This window comes from Xanthomonas sp. D-109 (genome assembly GCF_017746095.1).
GTDB classification, from domain to species: Bacteria; Pseudomonadota; Gammaproteobacteria; order Xanthomonadales; family Xanthomonadaceae; genus Xanthomonas_A; species Xanthomonas_A sacchari.
Window position 1 is genome coordinate 1 of the sequence record NZ_JAGHWV010000009.1, and the last position, 14,612, is coordinate 14,612.

General features: G+C 70.4%; 16 protein-coding genes and 1 other RNA gene. 14 read left to right on the forward strand and 3 right to left on the reverse strand.

The annotated features are described in order from the left end of the window. From J7357_RS09650 to pepQ, 3 genes are all read left to right on the forward strand, one after another. Positions 1–1,470 (forward strand): DUF1631 family protein (locus tag J7357_RS09650; protein WP_244667413.1); only part of this gene is annotated, 1,470 nt, incomplete at its 5' end. Then, positions 1,467–1,808: a PilZ domain-containing protein gene (locus J7357_RS09655; RefSeq protein ID WP_209245993.1), complete on the forward strand. Its 342-nt coding sequence runs from the start codon at positions 1,467–1,469 to the stop codon at positions 1,806–1,808. The genes J7357_RS09650 and J7357_RS09655, both read left to right, overlap by 4 nt. A gap of 268 nt (positions 1,809–2,076) precedes the next feature. Beyond that, positions 2,077–3,402 (forward strand): Xaa-Pro dipeptidase, encoded by a 1,326-nt coding sequence (pepQ, locus tag J7357_RS09660; protein WP_209245995.1) that lies wholly within the window; start codon positions 2,077–2,079, stop codon positions 3,400–3,402. A gap of 116 nt (positions 3,403–3,518) precedes the next feature. On the opposite strand, the gene J7357_RS09665 is transcribed toward pepQ, so the two are convergent. Both J7357_RS09665 and J7357_RS09670 read right to left on the reverse strand, forming a co-directional pair. Next, positions 3,519–4,850, reverse strand: a complete 1,332-nt coding sequence (locus J7357_RS09665) for an aminopeptidase P N-terminal domain-containing protein (RefSeq protein WP_209245997.1) — start codon at positions 4,848–4,850, stop codon at positions 3,519–3,521. Then, complete coding sequence (locus J7357_RS09670) at positions 4,850–5,395, reverse strand: YecA family protein (protein WP_209245999.1); 546 nt, start codon at positions 5,393–5,395, stop codon at positions 4,850–4,852. Before J7357_RS09670 ends, J7357_RS09665 begins: the two co-directional genes overlap by 1 nt. A 210-nt stretch (positions 5,396–5,605) precedes the next feature. On the opposite strand from J7357_RS09670, the gene J7357_RS09675 reads away from it, so the two are divergent. The 10 genes from J7357_RS09675 (at position 5,606) to J7357_RS09720 (ending at position 13,050) form a co-directional block, all read left to right on the forward strand. After that, positions 5,606–7,789, forward strand: coding sequence for a GGDEF and EAL domain-containing protein (locus J7357_RS09675; protein WP_209246001.1), 2,184 nt, complete (start codon positions 5,606–5,608; stop codon positions 7,787–7,789). Between the two features lie 67 nt (positions 7,790–7,856). After that, positions 7,857–8,078 (forward strand): TIGR02449 family protein, encoded by a 222-nt coding sequence (locus J7357_RS09680; RefSeq protein WP_017910437.1) that lies wholly within the window; start codon positions 7,857–7,859, stop codon positions 8,076–8,078. Next, positions 8,075–8,368, forward strand: a complete 294-nt coding sequence (locus J7357_RS09685; RefSeq protein ID WP_209246003.1) for a cell division protein ZapA — start codon at positions 8,075–8,077, stop codon at positions 8,366–8,368. The genes J7357_RS09680 and J7357_RS09685 overlap by 4 nt, the downstream gene beginning before the upstream one ends. Positions 8,369–8,466: 98 nt before the next feature. Further along, positions 8,467–8,651: non-coding RNA, 6S RNA (gene ssrS, locus J7357_RS09690), on the forward strand. 159 nt (positions 8,652–8,810) lie between these two features. Next, on the forward strand, positions 8,811–9,590 hold the full coding sequence (locus J7357_RS09695; RefSeq protein ID WP_209246005.1) for a thioesterase family protein: 780 nt from the start codon (positions 8,811–8,813) through the stop codon (positions 9,588–9,590). 73 nt (positions 9,591–9,663) lie between these two features. After that, entirely contained in the window at positions 9,664–10,257 is a 594-nt protein-coding gene (locus J7357_RS09700; protein ID WP_209246007.1) for a 5-formyltetrahydrofolate cyclo-ligase, read from the forward strand. Continuing rightward, positions 10,254–10,724 carry an EVE domain-containing protein gene (locus J7357_RS09705; RefSeq protein WP_209246009.1) on the forward strand — a complete coding sequence of 157 codons (471 nt, stop codon included), beginning with the start codon at positions 10,254–10,256 and terminating at the stop codon, positions 10,722–10,724. Before J7357_RS09700 ends, J7357_RS09705 begins: the two co-directional genes overlap by 4 nt. A 93-nt stretch (positions 10,725–10,817) precedes the next feature. Further along, positions 10,818–11,465 carry a ribose-5-phosphate isomerase RpiA gene (gene rpiA, locus J7357_RS09710; protein ID WP_209246011.1) on the forward strand — a complete coding sequence of 216 codons (648 nt, stop codon included), beginning with the start codon at positions 10,818–10,820 and terminating at the stop codon, positions 11,463–11,465. A gap of 168 nt (positions 11,466–11,633) precedes the next feature. Continuing rightward, positions 11,634–12,086 (forward strand): DUF192 domain-containing protein, encoded by a 453-nt coding sequence (locus J7357_RS09715; RefSeq protein ID WP_209246013.1) that lies wholly within the window; start codon positions 11,634–11,636, stop codon positions 12,084–12,086. Positions 12,087–12,204: 118 nt separating this feature from the next. Then, entirely contained in the window at positions 12,205–13,050 is an 846-nt protein-coding gene (locus J7357_RS09720; RefSeq protein WP_209246015.1) for a SirB1 family protein, read from the forward strand. A gap of 268 nt (positions 13,051–13,318) precedes the next feature. Here the strand turns inward: J7357_RS09720 and J7357_RS09725 are convergent, their stop codons facing one another. Then, on the reverse strand, positions 13,319–13,510 hold the full coding sequence (locus tag J7357_RS09725) for a rubredoxin (RefSeq protein WP_048491769.1): 192 nt from the start codon (positions 13,508–13,510) through the stop codon (positions 13,319–13,321). A 72-nt stretch (positions 13,511–13,582) separates the two neighbouring features. On the opposite strand from J7357_RS09725, the gene thiE reads away from it, so the two are divergent. Continuing rightward, positions 13,583–14,206 (forward strand): thiamine phosphate synthase, encoded by a 624-nt coding sequence (thiE, locus tag J7357_RS09730; RefSeq protein WP_209246017.1) that lies wholly within the window; start codon positions 13,583–13,585, stop codon positions 14,204–14,206. The last annotated feature ends 406 nt before the right edge of the window (positions 14,207–14,612 follow it).

The window sequence follows — 14,612 nt, forward strand, 5'->3', positions numbered from 1 at the left end:
ATGATGCGTCTGGTCACGGCGGCCACCCTGCGCCAGTTGCTGACTGCGGCGCGCACCAAGGCCACGCCCGCCGCGGCGGCGCCCGCGACCGCCGGTGCCGCCACGCTCGCGGCGCGGCCGGCGAGCGCCACCGGCGCGATCCCGGTCCCGACCGCCAGCCTGCTGCAGGCCCTGGGCGAACTGCAGGCGCAACCGCCGGCCCACAGCACCCTGGGCGGGCTGCGCGGACGCCGCCACCTGCGCGACGTGCAGACCGCCCTGCTGCAGGCGCTACGCGCCAGCCACGGCGCGCAGGCGACCCTGGCCGCGCAACAGGCCGACACCTTCGACCTGCTCGGCCTGCTGTACGGCGAGATCGAGCGCGAGGTGCGCGCCGACGCGCCGGCCGCGGCGCTGCTGGAACGCCTGCAGGTGCCACTGGTGCGCGCTGCGCTGCAGGACCCGGCGTTCTTCGCGCGCAGCCGCCACCCGGCGCGGGAACTGCTCAACGCCGTCGCCGAATCGGGCGCGACCTGGCTGGGCGAAGACGACAGCGATCCGACGCTGCTGCTCAAGCTCAACCAGGCGGTGGACCGCGTGGTCGAAGAATACGAGGGCGACGAAACCGTCTTCGAACAGGCCCACCAGGACATCCAGGCGCAGCAGCGCAGCCTGGCGCACAAGGCGGAGATCGCCGAGCGCCGGCACGTGGAGGCCGCGCGCGGCAAGGAACGGCTGGAGCTGGCCAAGCAGACCGCGATCGCCACCCTGGAAGCGCTGTGCAACGCCCGGCAACCGCCCGATTTCGTGCAGACCCTGCTGCAGCAGGCCTGGTCCGACGTGCTGGTGCTGACCCTGCTGCGCCAGGGCGAGGATTCGGAGATCTGGCGCGAACGCATCGGCCTGGCCGAGCGCATCGCCGAGGTCACCTGCCGCAGCGAGGGCGCCTCCGATGCCGGCCTGGCCGAGCGCGTGGGCCAGGCGTTGCTGCAGGTGGGCTACCACCAGCAGGAAGCCGAGGCCATCGCCCGCCGCCTGTCCACGCCCGGCGGCACCGACGCCACCACCTCGCGCACCGAGCTCAGCGTGCGGCTGAAGGCACGCACCCGTCTGGGCGAGCAGGGCGAGGACGGCGAGCGGCCTTCGCTGCCGCCGCGCAACGAGGCCGAACAGGCGGCGTATGCGCGCCTGCGCACGCTGCCGTTCGGCACCTGGTTCGAATTCGTGGTCAACCAGCAAGGCGACCTGAAGCGGCAACGCCTGTCCTGGTACAGCCCGATCACCGAACGCGCGCTGTTCGTGAACCAGCGCGGACAGAAGACCGCCGAACACACGCTCGACGGGTTGGCGCGGCTGCTGGCGCAGGGCCAGGCCCGCATCGTCAGCGAAGACCGCGCACGCCTGATCGACCGCGCCTGGCAGGCCGCGGTACGCGCGTTGCGCACCCTGGCCGGCGTTCCCGCCGCCGACGACGCCATGGAGAGTGCATGAGCAGCGACGCCCGCCGTTCGCCGCGCCGCCAGGTCCCGGACATGGTGCCGGTGCTGGACCTGATGGAAGACGCCGTGGTCGGCCGCCTCGGCAACGTCTCCGAACACGGCATGCTGCTGCTGGCCTCGGCGCCGCTGCACGAGGACGCGCTGTACCAATTGCGCTTCTCGATGCCGCAGGCCGACCGCGACGCGCAGATCGACGTCGGCGCGCACCTGTTGTGGAGCGAACCCTCGCACGCACCGGGCCAGGCCTGGGCCGGCTTCCGTTTCCTGACCATTTCCCCCGCGCACCGCGACCTGCTGCGGCAGTGGATCAACTCGGCCCCCGGCGGCTAGCGCCGCCCATCTTGTAGGAGCGGCTTCAGCCGCGAACGAGGTGTTCCCTGGAAGGCCGGTCGCGGCTGAAGCCGCTCCTACGACGGGCATCCGAGTCCGGTTCGCGCTTCGACGCAAGGAAGATCCGGCGGATCGACAACGCCCCGCGTCGCCGGCGCAGCTTCGGCAACGCACGCCATGCGCACGCCGTCCACCCACGTCCGCACGCCCGCAGCGTTTCCGGCACACTGGCGCCCCTGTTTCCGCATCGCCGAACGAGTCCGCCGCCATGCCCCAGCACGACCCAAGCGCCCTGTATCCCGACCACCTGCGCACGCTGACCCAACGCGCCGACGAGGCGCTGGCGCGCGGCGGCTTCGACCACCTGGTGGTCCCCAGCGGCACCCTGCACTACCAGGTGTTCGACGATCGCGACTATCCGTTCGCGGTGAACCCGCAGTTCAAGGCCTGGCTGCCGCTGACGCGGGTGCCGAACAGCTGGCTGGTGTACACGCCCGGGCGCCGCCCGCAGGTGATCTTCCACCAGCCGCGCGACTACTGGCATGTGGTGCCGGATGCGCCCAGCGGCTGGTGGGTGGAGCACTGCGACATCCACCTGATCCGCACCCCGGACGAGGCGCTGGCGCTGCTGCCGGATGCCGCGCGCAGCGCGATCCTCGGCGAGCCGCAGAGCGCGCTGGGCGGCTACGTGCCGAACAACCCGGCGGAAGTGTTGCACTACCTGGAATACCACCGCGCCTACAAGACGCCCTACGAGCTGGCACTGATGCGCCAGGCACAGCAGGCGGCAGTGCGCGGCCATCGCGCCGCCGAGGCCGCGTTCCGCGACGGCCGCAGCGAATTCGAGATCCACATGGCCTACTGCGCCGCGGTCGGCCAGGACGCGAACGAACTGCCGTACGGCAACATCGTGGCGCTGAACGAACACGGCGCCGTGCTGCACTACACCGAACTGCAGCGGCAGGCGCCGACGCCGCTGCGCAGCTTCCTGATCGACGCCGGCGCCTCCGCGCACGGCTACGCCAGCGACATCACCCGCACCTACGCCGCAGATCGCGGCAGCGACTTCCAGGCGCTGATCGACGCGGTGGACGCCGCGCAGCAGCGCATGGGCCAGCACGTGCGCGCCGGCGTCGACTACCGGCAACTGCATCTGGATGCGCATCTGGCGCTGATGGGCGTACTCCGGGATGCCGGGGTGCTGAAGGTGTCGCCGGAAACCGCGGTGGCCACCGGCGTCAGCGCCGCGTTCTTCCCGCACGGCCTGGGCCATCCGATCGGCCTGCAGGTGCACGACGTCGCCGGCTTCGCCGCCAGCGACCGCGGTGGCCGCATCGAACGCCCCGACGGCCACCCCTACCTGCGCATGACCCGCACCCTGGAACCGGGCATGGTGGTGACGATCGAGCCGGGCCTGTATTTCATCGACATGCTGCTCGACGACCTCAAGCAGGCCGGCCACGGCGATAGCGTCGACTGGGCGCGGGTGGCGCAGTTCAAGCCCTACGGCGGCATCCGCATCGAGGACGAAGTGGTGTGCACCGAGGACGCACCGGAGAACCTGACGCGACCGGAGTTTGCGGCGGCGGCCTGAGCCGCCACCGCGGGAATGGGGAATCGGGATTGGGGAATCGCAAAAGCAGAAGCGCCAGGCCTACTAGCTAGCTGACCTTTCCGCGCGCGGGCGCTGCTTTTTCCATTCCCGTTTCCCTATTCCCCATTCCCAGCCATCAACCCTTCGACCTCCTCGGCGCTGCGCGCCAAGGCATCGGTGAGCACGCGGTGGCCGTCGTCGGTGATCAGCACGTCGTCCTCGGTGCGGATGCCGATGCCGCGCCACTTCGGGTCCACGTCCTTGTCGTCCGGCGACACGTACAGGCCGGGTTCGATGGTGAACACCATGCCCGGCTCGAGCAGGCGCGATTCGCCGGCCAGCCGGTAGTCGCCGACATCGTGCACGTCCAGGCCCAGCCAGTGCCCGGTCTTGTGCCGATAGAAGCGCCGGTAGTCGCCGCTGGCCAGGTTCTGTTCCAAGCTGCCCTTGAGCAGGCCCAGCCGCAGCAGGCCTTCGGTCAGGGTCTGCACCGCGGCCAGGTGTCCGGCCTCGTAAGCCATGCCCGGGCGCGCCTGCGCCAGCGCGGCGGCGTGCGCGGCGCCGACCAGGTCGTGCAGCGCGCGCTGTTCGGGGCTGAAGCGGCCATTGGCGGGGAAGGTGCGGGTGATGTCGGCGGCATAGCCGCGGTACTCGGCACCGGCATCGACCAGCACCAGGTCGCCGTCGCGCAGGCGCGCGGCGTTGGCGCGGTAGTGCAGCACGCAGGCGTTGTGACCGCTGCCGACGATGCTGCCGTAGGCCGGCCAGGCGTCGCCGGCGCGGAATTCGCGCTCGATCTCGGCCTGCACCTGGTATTCGTGCACGCCCGGCTTCGCCAGCCGCATCGCCGCACGATGTCCGGCCACGCTCAGGTCGGCGGCGACCTGCATCAGCGCGATCTCGTCGCGCGACTTGAACAGGCGCTGCTCGTGCAGCAGATGCCCGAGCTCAAGGAACTCGTGCGGCGGCTGCGCGCCGTGCCGTACCTGCTCGCGCACGCGCTTGACCCAGCCGATCAGCTTCAGGTCGAAATCGACGTCGCGGCCGAAGTGGTAGTACACCCGCGAGCGGCCTTCCAGCAGCCCGGGCAGGATCTCGTCGAGGTCGTCGATCGGATAGGCATCGTCCATGCCATAGCGTTCGACCGCGCCTTCCTGACCCGCCCGCGGGCCGTCCCAGGCTTCGCGCTCGGGATCGCGTTCGCGGCAGAACAGCAGCGCCTCGCCGTGGCGGCGCCCGGGCACCAGCACCAGTACCGCGTCCGGCTCGGGAAAGCCGCACAGGTACCAGAAATCCGAATCCTGCCGGTACGGGTAATGGGTGTCGTGGCTGCGCACCCGCTCCGGCGCGCTGGGCAGCACCAGGATGGCCTGCTCGCCGGCCATGTCCATCAGTTGCCGACGGCGGCGCGCGTACTCGCCGGAGGAAATCCCGGTGAGCCGCTTCATCAGTTCAGGCGCTGCCGGTGGCGCGGGCCGAGCACGCAGTCGCTGTGCAGCAGCAGCACCGCCACGCGCACGAACTCCTCGATCTCGGCCAGCGCGTCCTCGTCCTCGTCGCCGCTGTCGAAATCGTCGGCGCTGGCCTGGGCCAGCCGCGCCAGGTCCTGCAGCGCCTCCTGCCCTTCCTCGGACAGCGGCGGCGCGGCGCCCGCGGCCAGGCCGAAACCACCGAGGAAGCCGCGGCACCAGTCGAACAGCGCGTCGGCGCGTTCGGGCAGCGACGCGCCGGCATCGGCCAGCACCAGGTCGAAACCGAAATCGCGGTCGTTCAGTTGCGCAGTGGTGGCCTCGCGCAGGCGATCCAGCGCGTCGCCGGGGCGCGGCGCGGCGATGCTGGCGTCGGCGAGTACGGCCGCTGGCCAGGCCGGCACCTCGGCGCCGCCGCCGGCCAGCCAGCCGCACAGGCCGCCGTGCAATTCGGCCGCCGACGCAGCCAGGCCAAGCGTCCGGCTGGCATCGGCGATCTGGTCGGCAGTGGGAAGTTCGGTCATGGAGCGAAGCCTGTCGGGCGCTGGCCACGGGCCTGTGGCGGCCTGCAGCGGAATCGGGACTGCGCAGTGTAGCAATCGCGTGTGCGCCGCCGCTTGTGGTGGCTTCCGGCACGCGCCTACACTCCACCACCCGTTCTTTGACAGAAGTCACTTTCCGCCATGCCATTGGAGCACGTCGCTGCAGGAGCTGCGGGAAGGACCGGCCTGGCCTTGTTCGGCCAGACACTGCTGGCCGCGTGGCCGCTGGTGGCGCTCGCGGCGCTGGCCGCCGGAGGGCTGGCGGCGCTGTTCGCGCTGCGCTCGCGTCGGCGCCTGCGCGAGCAGTTGCAACGGCATGCGCAGCTGCAGCAGCGCGACCAGCACCTGAAGCTGGCGCTGTGGGCCTCGGGCGAACACTTCTGGGATTACGACCTGCAGGCGCGCACGCTGCGGCTGATGCGCGCCGACGAGGCCACGCCGCACGCGCAGGACATCGGCCTGGTGATCCGCGAGAACGAGCCGCTGCGCATCCATCCCGACGACATGGCGCAGGCGCGGCAGGTGCTGCAGGAACACCTGCAGGGCCTCACCGCGATCTACACCGCCGAGTACCGCGTGGACCTGACCGGCGATGGAATCTGGCACTGGGCGCGGGTGCGCGGCCGTGTGGTCGACTACGACGCCAGTGGCGCACCGCGCCGGCTCGCCGGCACCGCCCGCGACATCACCTCGCACCGCCAGGCCGACCTGGAACGGCGCATCGCCGCCGAAGTGCTGCGCAGCATGGGCGAAGCGGTCGCCGTGCTCGACGAGGACCGCCGCTTCATCTCGGTCAACCCGGCCTTCACCCGCATCACCGGCTACAGCGAGCGCGAGGTGCTGGGCCAGCCGATGGCGCTGATCGACCACACCCCGGAAACGGCGGCCGCGCCGGCGGCCGACCACGGCCGGCACTGGCGCGGCGAGGCCTGGAAGCGGCGCAAGGACGGCCAGGAGATCCTCTGCCACCTTCGCCGCAACACCGTGGTCGACGCCGACGGCCGCCAGAGCTTCCAGGTGGTGGTGCTGGAAGACATCACCGAACAGAAGCGCGCCGAGCAGGAACTGCGCTACCTGGCCAACTACGACACGCTGACCAGCCTGCCCAATCGCGCCCTGCTGTCCGAGCGCCTCGCGCGGGCGATCGTGCGGGCGCGGCGCCAGGCCGGCTCGGTCGCGGTGCTGTTCCTGGACCTGGACCGCTTCAAGGACATCAACGACTCGCTGGGCCACGCGGTCGGCGACCGTGTGCTGCGCGCGGTCGCCGAACGCCTGCAGCAGGCGGTGGGGCCGCAGCACACGGTGGCGCGCCTGGCCGGCGACGAATTCACCGTGGTGGTCGAGGACATCGTCAGCCAGGGCGAGGCCGAGGCGGTGGCCGCCCGCGTGCTGGCCGCGTTCGAGGCGCCCCTGCGGCTGGACGAACGCCGCGAGGTCGCGGTGTCCACCTCCATCGGCATCTCCCTGTTCCCGCAGCACGCGCTGCTGCCGAGCGAACTGCTCAAGCATGCCGATACCGCGATGTACCAGGCCAAGGCCGCCGGGCGCCGCAACGCCCAGGTGTACTCGGCGCGCATGGACGAGGCCACCCGCCACCGCGCCACCCTGGCCAGCACGCTGCGCAAGATCCCGCTGGATCAGGAACTGAAGCTGGTCTACCAGCCGCGCTACTCGCTGCGCACGCAGCGGGTGGTGGGCGTGGAAGCGCTGCTGCGCTGGCACAGCGCCGATTTCGGCCCGGTCTCGCCCAGCCAGTTCATCCCGCTGGCCGAGGAAACCGGGCTGATCCTGGAGATCGGCGAGTGGGTGCTGCGACAGGCCTGCAGTGCGTTGCGCGACTGGCGGCGGATGGGGCTGACCGATCTGTGCATGTCGGTGAACGTCTCGGCGATCCAGCTCGAGCGCGGCAACCTGCCGGAACTGATGGCCGGGATCCTCGCCGAAACCGGTGTGCCGGCGGCCAACATCGAACTGGAACTCACCGAGAGCGTGGTGATGTCGCAGGTCGGCAAGAACGCCGCGCTGCTGCGCGCCTGCCGCGAGCTGGGGCTGACCCTGGCCATCGACGATTTCGGCACCGGCTATTCGTCGCTGGCCTACCTGAAGCGGCTGCCGATCAACACCCTGAAGATCGACCAGGAATTCATCGGCGACCTCACCCGCGACCCGGACGACGAGGCGATCACCAGCACCATCATCGCGATGGGCCACTCGCTGGCGCTGAAGGTGGTGGCCGAGGGGGTCGAGGACGCCGGGCAACTGGCGTTCCTGCGCGCACACGGCTGCGACGAGATCCAGGGCCACCTGGTGGCGCCGGCGCTGGAACCGGACGCCTGCCTGCGCCTGCTGCAGCAACCGCTGCGGCTGCCTGCCTGAGCGCCGGCCATGGTGCCGCCGCGCGGCGTCTTGACCGCCCCTCCGGCGCATGCCTATCGTGAGCGCCATGGACAGCCCTGACGCCCTCGCCGAGCTTCGCGCCCTTGCCGCACGCGTGGAAACGCTGGTCGAGCGCTGCCAGCGCCTGTCCGACGAGAACCGCAGCCTGCGCCAGCAGCAGGAACACCTGATCGGCGAGCGCTCGCAGTTGCTGACCAAGAACGAACAGGCGCGTTCGCGCGTGGAAGCGATGATCGCCCGACTGAAGTCCCTGGAGCAGCACACGTGAGCGAGCCGGTCAGCGTCCGCATCCTCGACCGCGAGTACACCGTCGGCGTCGAGGCCGAGGAGCGCGACGGCCTGCTCGCCGCCGCGCGCCTGCTCGATGCGAAGATGCGCGAAGTGCGCGGCAGCAACCGCATGGCCGCGGTGGATCGCGTCGCCGTCCTGGCGGCGTTGAACCTGGCGCACGAACTGCAGCAACTGCGCGACGAGCAGGCACAGCGCGACCGCGAGATGGCGCGCACACTCGCCGATCTCAATCGGCGCCTGGACAGCGTGGTCGATACGACGCGCTGATCCGCTCGTGGCGCGGCGATCATCAACGTGAATTGCAACGCACCGAAGCACCGACGAACGGACTAGCCAAGCGCGACGACGGCGCTATACTCCACTTGCGTTCTCTGCTGTGAACGACAGCGTGTGCAAACATTCGCCTTGTCCCTTAATGACGACCACGGGGTGGCGACGGAATCGGGAGTGCAGGTCCGCCTCGTAGCGGGAAGCCCGATGATTCTCCAGCCATCCCACTTGAACCCCGGGTTCAAGGTCGTTTCGCACGCATCGTCACGGCGGAGAATGCAATTGTTCCGGGAAACGGCGCCGCAAGGCGCCGTTTCCTTTTGTGCGTCGGCAACCTGCGTGTCCACCACGCCGTCGTTGCCGGCGTAGTGCATGTGCGACGCGTTTTCGCACCGGCCGAAACCCGGGATACTGGTGGCCCCACCACGGAGATCCCGGATTGCCGACGCTCGCCCAGATCCTCGACCGCTTCGACCCCGCCGCGGGATTCGATGTCCCCGCTAGCTGGCGACAAGGCCGCACCGCCTTCGGTGGACTGTCCGCGGCGCTCGCCCTGCAGACCGCGCTGCGCACCGCACCCTCCGCATTGCCGCCGCTGAAGTCGGCGCACATCGGATTCATCGGCCCGGCCGACGGCACCCTGCGCTTCGAGGCGCAGGTGCTGCGCCAGGGCAAGTCCGCCACCTCCGTGGGCGTCGATTGTCTGGCAGACGGGCAGGTCGCGCTGCGTGCGGCCTTGCTGTTCGCACAGCCGCGGCCCAGCCGCATCGCCCACGACTTCCTGCCGGCACGGCCGGCGGTGGTCGGTCCCGATGACGCGACGCCGATCGCCGACAGCGCAATGACGCCGGCTTTCGTCGCCAACTTCGACATGCGCCTGGCCGGCGGCGCGCTGCCGATCTCCGGCGCCGCCACGCCGGAGCTACTGGTCTGGGCGCGCCATCGCGACGCCGTCGGCGTGGACCCGGGCGTGGCCCTGGTCGCGCTGGGCGACTGCCTGCCGCCGGCGGCGATGACCTGCTTCACCGCACCCGCACCGGTCAGCTCGATGACCTGGACCCTGGACTTCCCGCAGCCGGCCAGCGCCGGCGACTGGTTCCTGCTGCGCTCGGCCAGCCTGCATGCCGAGGACGGCTACTCGCTGCAGGACATGCAGATCTGGGACAGCGCCGGGCGGCTGGTGCTGTGGGGCCGGCAGACGGTGGCGCTCTACGCGTGATCGTCGCGGCGGCGCCCTGGTCAGTGCGCGCGCCGCCGCCGACAATAGCGCCCTCCCTCGCCACGCCTGCCCGATGACCGCCGACGACCGCGACTCCCTGCGCCAGGACCTGCGCGCGCGCCGCCGCGCGCTCAGCGCGCCCGTACGCCTGGCCGCCGCCGACGCCTTGGCGCAGCGACTGCTGGACCTGCCGTTCGCGCCGCAGCACGGCCATGTCGGCGGCTACTGGGCCATGGACGGGGAGATCGCCCTGCACCGCTGGCAACTGTCGTTGCCGGAGGCGGTGCAGTACTGCCTGCCGGTGCTCAGCGGCGACACCCTGCGCTTTGCGCCGTGGCGCCCCGTGCAGCCGCTGCGCGCCAACCGCTATGGCATCCCCGAGCCCGACGTCGACCCGGCCACGACCCTGGCGCCGGCGCAGATGGCGCTGGTGGTGACGCCACTGGTCGGCTTCGACACTGCCGGCGGCCGCCTGGGCATGGGAGGCGGCTGGTATGATCGCAGCTTCGCTTTCCGCCAGCGGCAGGCTCCGCCGCCCTGGCTGGTCGGGGCCGCCTTCGACGCGCAACAGGTCGCGGCCTTGCCGCTGGCGGCCTGGGACGTGGCGCTGGACGCGGTCTGCACCGAATCCCTCACCCTGTCGACCGCGCCCGATTCCACCGCATGACCGCACGCACCCGCTATTGGCTGATGAAGTCCGAACCGGACGCTTTCTCGATCGACGACCTGCAGCGGGTCGGCACCGAACCCTGGAACGGCGTGCGCAACTACCAGGCGCGCAACTTCATGCGCGACGGCATGAAGCTCGGCGACGGCATCCTGTTCTACCACTCCAACTGCAAGGTGCCGGGCATCGTCGGCGTGGCGCGCGTGGCCAGCCAGGCCTACCCCGACGCCACCCAGTTCGACCCGTCCTCCGACTACCACGACCCCAAGGCCACCCCGGAGCAGCCGCGCTGGTACCTGGTGGACGTGGCGTTCGAGCGCAAGCTGGCGCGCACCATCGCCCTGGACGAGATCAAGCAGCACGCCGACACGCTGGGCGAAGGCTTCCCCCTGGTCGCCCGCGGCAACCGCCTGTCGGTGTTCCCGGTCAGCGCCGCGCAGTGGAAGCTGCTGCTGGGGCTCGAATAGCCGGGATTGGGGATTGGGGATTTGCCTCCGTTCCCACCTGTCTGCCGCTTCAACGAATCCCGAATCCCGAATCCCCACTCCCGAGCTCTTCCAATGTCAGACGCCAAACGCCTTGCCGCCGAGAAAGCCATCGACTACGTCCAGGACGGCATGATCGTCGGCGTCGGCACCGGCTCCACCGTCGCCTATTTCATCGACGCGCTCGGCCGCATCGGCCACCGCATCAAGGGTGCGGTGTCCAGTTCCGAGCAGAGCACCGCGCGCCTGCGCCAGCACGGCATCGAGGTGCTGGACCTGAACCACACCGGCAACCTGTCGCTGTACGTGGACGGCGCCGACGAGTGCGATCCGAACAAGTGCCTGATCAAGGGCGGCGGCGCCGCGCTGACCCGCGAGAAGATCATCGCCGAGGCCAGCGAGCGCTTCATCTGCATCGTCGACCCGAGCAAGCAGGTGCAGACCCTGGGCACGTTCCCGCTGCCGATCGAGGTGATCCCGATGGCACGCAGCCTGGTCGCCCGCGAGATCCTGGCGCGCACCGGCGGCCAGCCGGTGTGGCGCGACGGCGTGATCACCGACAACGGCAACGTGGTGCTGGACGTGCACCACCTGTCGATCACCGACCCGGTGGCGCTGGAGCGCGAACTGAACCAGATCCCAGGCGTGGTCTGCGTCGGCCTGTTCGCCCGCCGCCCCGCCGACGTGGTGATCGTCGGTGGCGAGCCGCCGCGCGTCTTTTGACGCGCGCTGGCGCGCGCGGGGGATTCGGGATTGGGGATTCGTGAAAGCCGAGATCCTTGCCTTTGCGAATCCCGAATCCCGAATCCCCAATCCCCAATCCCCGCTCTTGACGCCACACGCACCATGCAACAAGGTGCGCGCTGTCCTCCTCTTGCCCTGGCCCCGCCCATGTCCCTCTTCCGCGCGCTCGGCGTCCTTCTCCTGCTTGCCCTCAGCGGTTGCGCCAGCGCCGGCGGCGACCATTGGGTGGAACTGGGCGGACATCGCTACGAAGTGGAACTGGCGCAGAACGATGCGACGCGCGCGCGCGGGCTGATGTTCCGCGACCAGATGGAGGCCGACCACGGCATGCTGTTCATCCACGACCGCGAGGAACCGCAGGCGTACTGGATGAAGAACACCAAGATCCCGCTGGACATCCTGTACTTCGACAACCAGCGCAAGCTGGTGGCGCAGCAGCGCGACGTGCCGCCGTGCTCGGCCGGCGACGCCTGCCCGCCCTACCCGAGCAACGCGCCGGCGCGCTATGTGCTCGAACTCAACGCCGGCCAGGCCGAGCAGCTGAAGCTGCAGGACGGCACCGAACTGCGTTTCGGCCCGGGTATTCCGCAGGGCCACTGACCCGTCAACGGTGCCGGCGGCGTCGGGAAAAGGCCCCGCGAGCACCGCGCTGAACCCGACACCGCTGTCGGGAACCGCCGGACTTGATCGGGCCCGGCTTTGCCGCCAGTCTTGGGCCATGGCCGCCCCATTGACATTGCCGAGCTGGAATACCCTGGCCGCTCTGGATGACGATGCCCTGCCGCTGCTGGCGACCGCGCTGCTGATCGCGCGCGACGAGTATCCGGAGCTGGATGCCGCCCATTACGACACCCTGGCGCAGAGCCACGCCGACCACCTGCGGCACGAGGTGGCGATGATCGAGCAGTGGCCGCTGAAGATGGCGGCGATCAATCGCCACCTGTTCGAAGAGCTGGGCTATACCGGCAACCACGACGAATATTACGACCCGCGCAACAGCTACATGAACCAGGTGTTCGAGCGGCGCCTGGGCAACCCGATCTCGCTGGCGCTGGTGCAGATGGAAGTGGCGCGGCGCCTGGACATCCCGCTCGACGGCGTGTCCTTCCCGGGGCATTTCCTGGTGCGCCTGCCGGTGGACGACGGCCTGCTGGTGATGGACCCGTTCAACGGCGGTCGCCCGCTGGCGGTGGAGGAACTGCGCGAGCGCGCGCGGCCGCACATGGGCGGCGAAAGCCCGGACGACCGCGCCCTGCTGCAGATCCTGGACCCGGCGCCGCACCGCGCGATCCTCGCCCGGGTCCTGCGCAACCTGCACGGCCTGTATGCCGAACGCGACGAGTGGGACCGCGCCGCGCGCAGCGCCGACCGCGTCCTCAAGCTGATGCCGGACCAGCCCGAGGCCCTGCGCGACCGCGGCATGGCCTACCTGCAGATGGACTACGTGCCCGGCGCACGCCGCGACCTCGGCCGCTACCTGCAACTGAACCCCGAGGCCTCCGACGCCCTGCCGATCCGCGAGCGCCTGGTGGAACTGAGCGCGCGCGCGCAGCGGATGCATTGAGGCTGGGAATGGGGAGAGGGGAATCGGGAATGGGAAAAGCGCAGCCTGAGGCTCAGAGGTTGCTGACCTGATCAAGCCGTCATAGACGACCGACCGAATCGATCATCGGACGTGGGCGGACATGCGGCGCTCCCGAGTATCGGCCTTGCGATCCGACCGCCCGGTCTCGCGATGTCTGCCTGCCAGCCCTGAAACTGGCCGCCGCGCGAAGCCTGCAAGGCACGGGAGTCGCTGTCCATTCCCGATTCCCCACTCCCCAATCCCAGCCTTACTCCATCTCCACCATCTCGAAATCGTCCTTGGTCACGCCGCAGTCCGGGCAGGTCCAGGTGTCGGGCACGTCGTCCCAGCGGGTGCCGGGGGCGATGCCTTCTTCCGGCAGGCCGTCGGCTTCGTTGTAGATGAACCCGCAGACGACGCACATCCAGGTGCGATAAGTGGTGGCGGTGGCGTCGCTCATTGGATAATCGCAGGTCACAGTCGGACGGAACGGCATTGTCCCATCGCCGTCGACGCATCGGAAGGCTTGGCCATGAACGCATCCCCGGCGCCGCGCGGCGTGTACCTGATCACTCCCGACGACGCCGACGGCGCGCGCCTGCTGGCGCGGGTGGCGCCGCTGCTGGACCAGGGCGTGACCTGGCTGCAGTACCGCAACAAGCGCGCCGACGCGGCGCAGCGGCGCGACCAGGCTGCGGCACTGCAGGCGCTGTGCGCGCGAGCCGGGGTGCCGCTGATCGTCAACGACGACGTCGCCCTGGCGCAGGCGGTGGGCGCGGCCGGCGTGCATCTGGGCGAGGACGACGGCGACCTCGCTGCCGCGCGCGCCATGCTCGGACCGCAGGCGCTGATCGGCGCCTCCTGCTACGACGACCTGGCCCTGGCCCGCGGCGCCGCGGCGGCCGGCGCCAGCTATGTCGCCTTCGGCGCGTTCTTCCCCACCCGCAGCAAGGTCACCACGCGCCGCGCCACGCCCGATCTGTTGCACGCGGCTGCAACGCTGGGCCTGCCGCGCGTGGCGATCGGTGGCCTTACCCCGGACAACGCACGCCCACTGGTCGCGGCCGGCGCCGACCTGCTGGCGGTGATCAGCGGCGTGTTCGATGCGCCCGATCCACGCGCGGCACTGGCTGCGTACCGCGCCTGTTTCGACTGAGGCAATAGCGCCTTTCCTTCTCCCAGCGGGACCATGGCCCCCTTCACGGGGGAAGGTGCCCCGCAGGGACGGATGAGGGTATGGGCGAAGCCTCGTGCACCCAAACAGCGCGCGTCGCTGCGCGCCGGACCCTCACCCCAACCCCTCTCCCGAGGGGAGAGGGGCTTCGGCTTCTCCCTTCTCCCACCGGGAGAAGGTGCCCCGAAGGGGCGGATGAGGGTACGGGCGAAGCCTCGTGCACCCAACCATCGCGAGTCGCTGCGCGCCGACCCTCACCCCAACCCCTCTCCCGCCGGGAGAGGGGCTCAGCGCCTCCCTTCTCCCTTTGGGAGAAGGTGCCCCGAAGGGGCGGATGAGGGTATGGGCGAAGCCTCGCGCACCCAAACATCGCGCGTCGCTGCGCGCC

Excerpts from the sequence above, each read along its gene's own strand:
- J7357_RS09655 (WP_209245993.1), top strand. The coding sequence starts at position 1,467 with ATGAGCAGCGACGCCCGCCGTTCGCCGCGCCGCCAGGTCCCGGACATG.
- pepQ (WP_209245995.1), top strand. The coding sequence starts at position 2,077 with ATGCCCCAGCACGACCCAAGCGCCCTGTATCCCGACCACCTGCGCACG.
- J7357_RS09665 (WP_209245997.1), bottom strand. The coding sequence starts at position 4,850 with ATGAAGCGGCTCACCGGGATTTCCTCCGGCGAGTACGCGCGCCGCCGT.
- J7357_RS09670 (WP_209245999.1), bottom strand. The coding sequence starts at position 5,395 with ATGACCGAACTTCCCACTGCCGACCAGATCGCCGATGCCAGCCGGACG.
- J7357_RS09680 (WP_017910437.1), top strand. The coding sequence starts at position 7,857 with ATGGACAGCCCTGACGCCCTCGCCGAGCTTCGCGCCCTTGCCGCACGC.
- J7357_RS09700 (WP_209246007.1), top strand. The coding sequence starts at position 9,664 with ATGACCGCCGACGACCGCGACTCCCTGCGCCAGGACCTGCGCGCGCGC.
- J7357_RS09705 (WP_209246009.1), top strand. The coding sequence starts at position 10,254 with ATGACCGCACGCACCCGCTATTGGCTGATGAAGTCCGAACCGGACGCT.
- rpiA (WP_209246011.1), top strand. The coding sequence starts at position 10,818 with ATGTCAGACGCCAAACGCCTTGCCGCCGAGAAAGCCATCGACTACGTC.
- J7357_RS09715 (WP_209246013.1), top strand. The coding sequence starts at position 11,634 with ATGTCCCTCTTCCGCGCGCTCGGCGTCCTTCTCCTGCTTGCCCTCAGC.
- J7357_RS09720 (WP_209246015.1), top strand. The coding sequence starts at position 12,205 with ATGGCCGCCCCATTGACATTGCCGAGCTGGAATACCCTGGCCGCTCTG.
- J7357_RS09725 (WP_048491769.1), bottom strand. The coding sequence starts at position 13,510 with ATGAGCGACGCCACCGCCACCACTTATCGCACCTGGATGTGCGTCGTC.
- thiE (WP_209246017.1), top strand. The coding sequence starts at position 13,583 with ATGAACGCATCCCCGGCGCCGCGCGGCGTGTACCTGATCACTCCCGAC.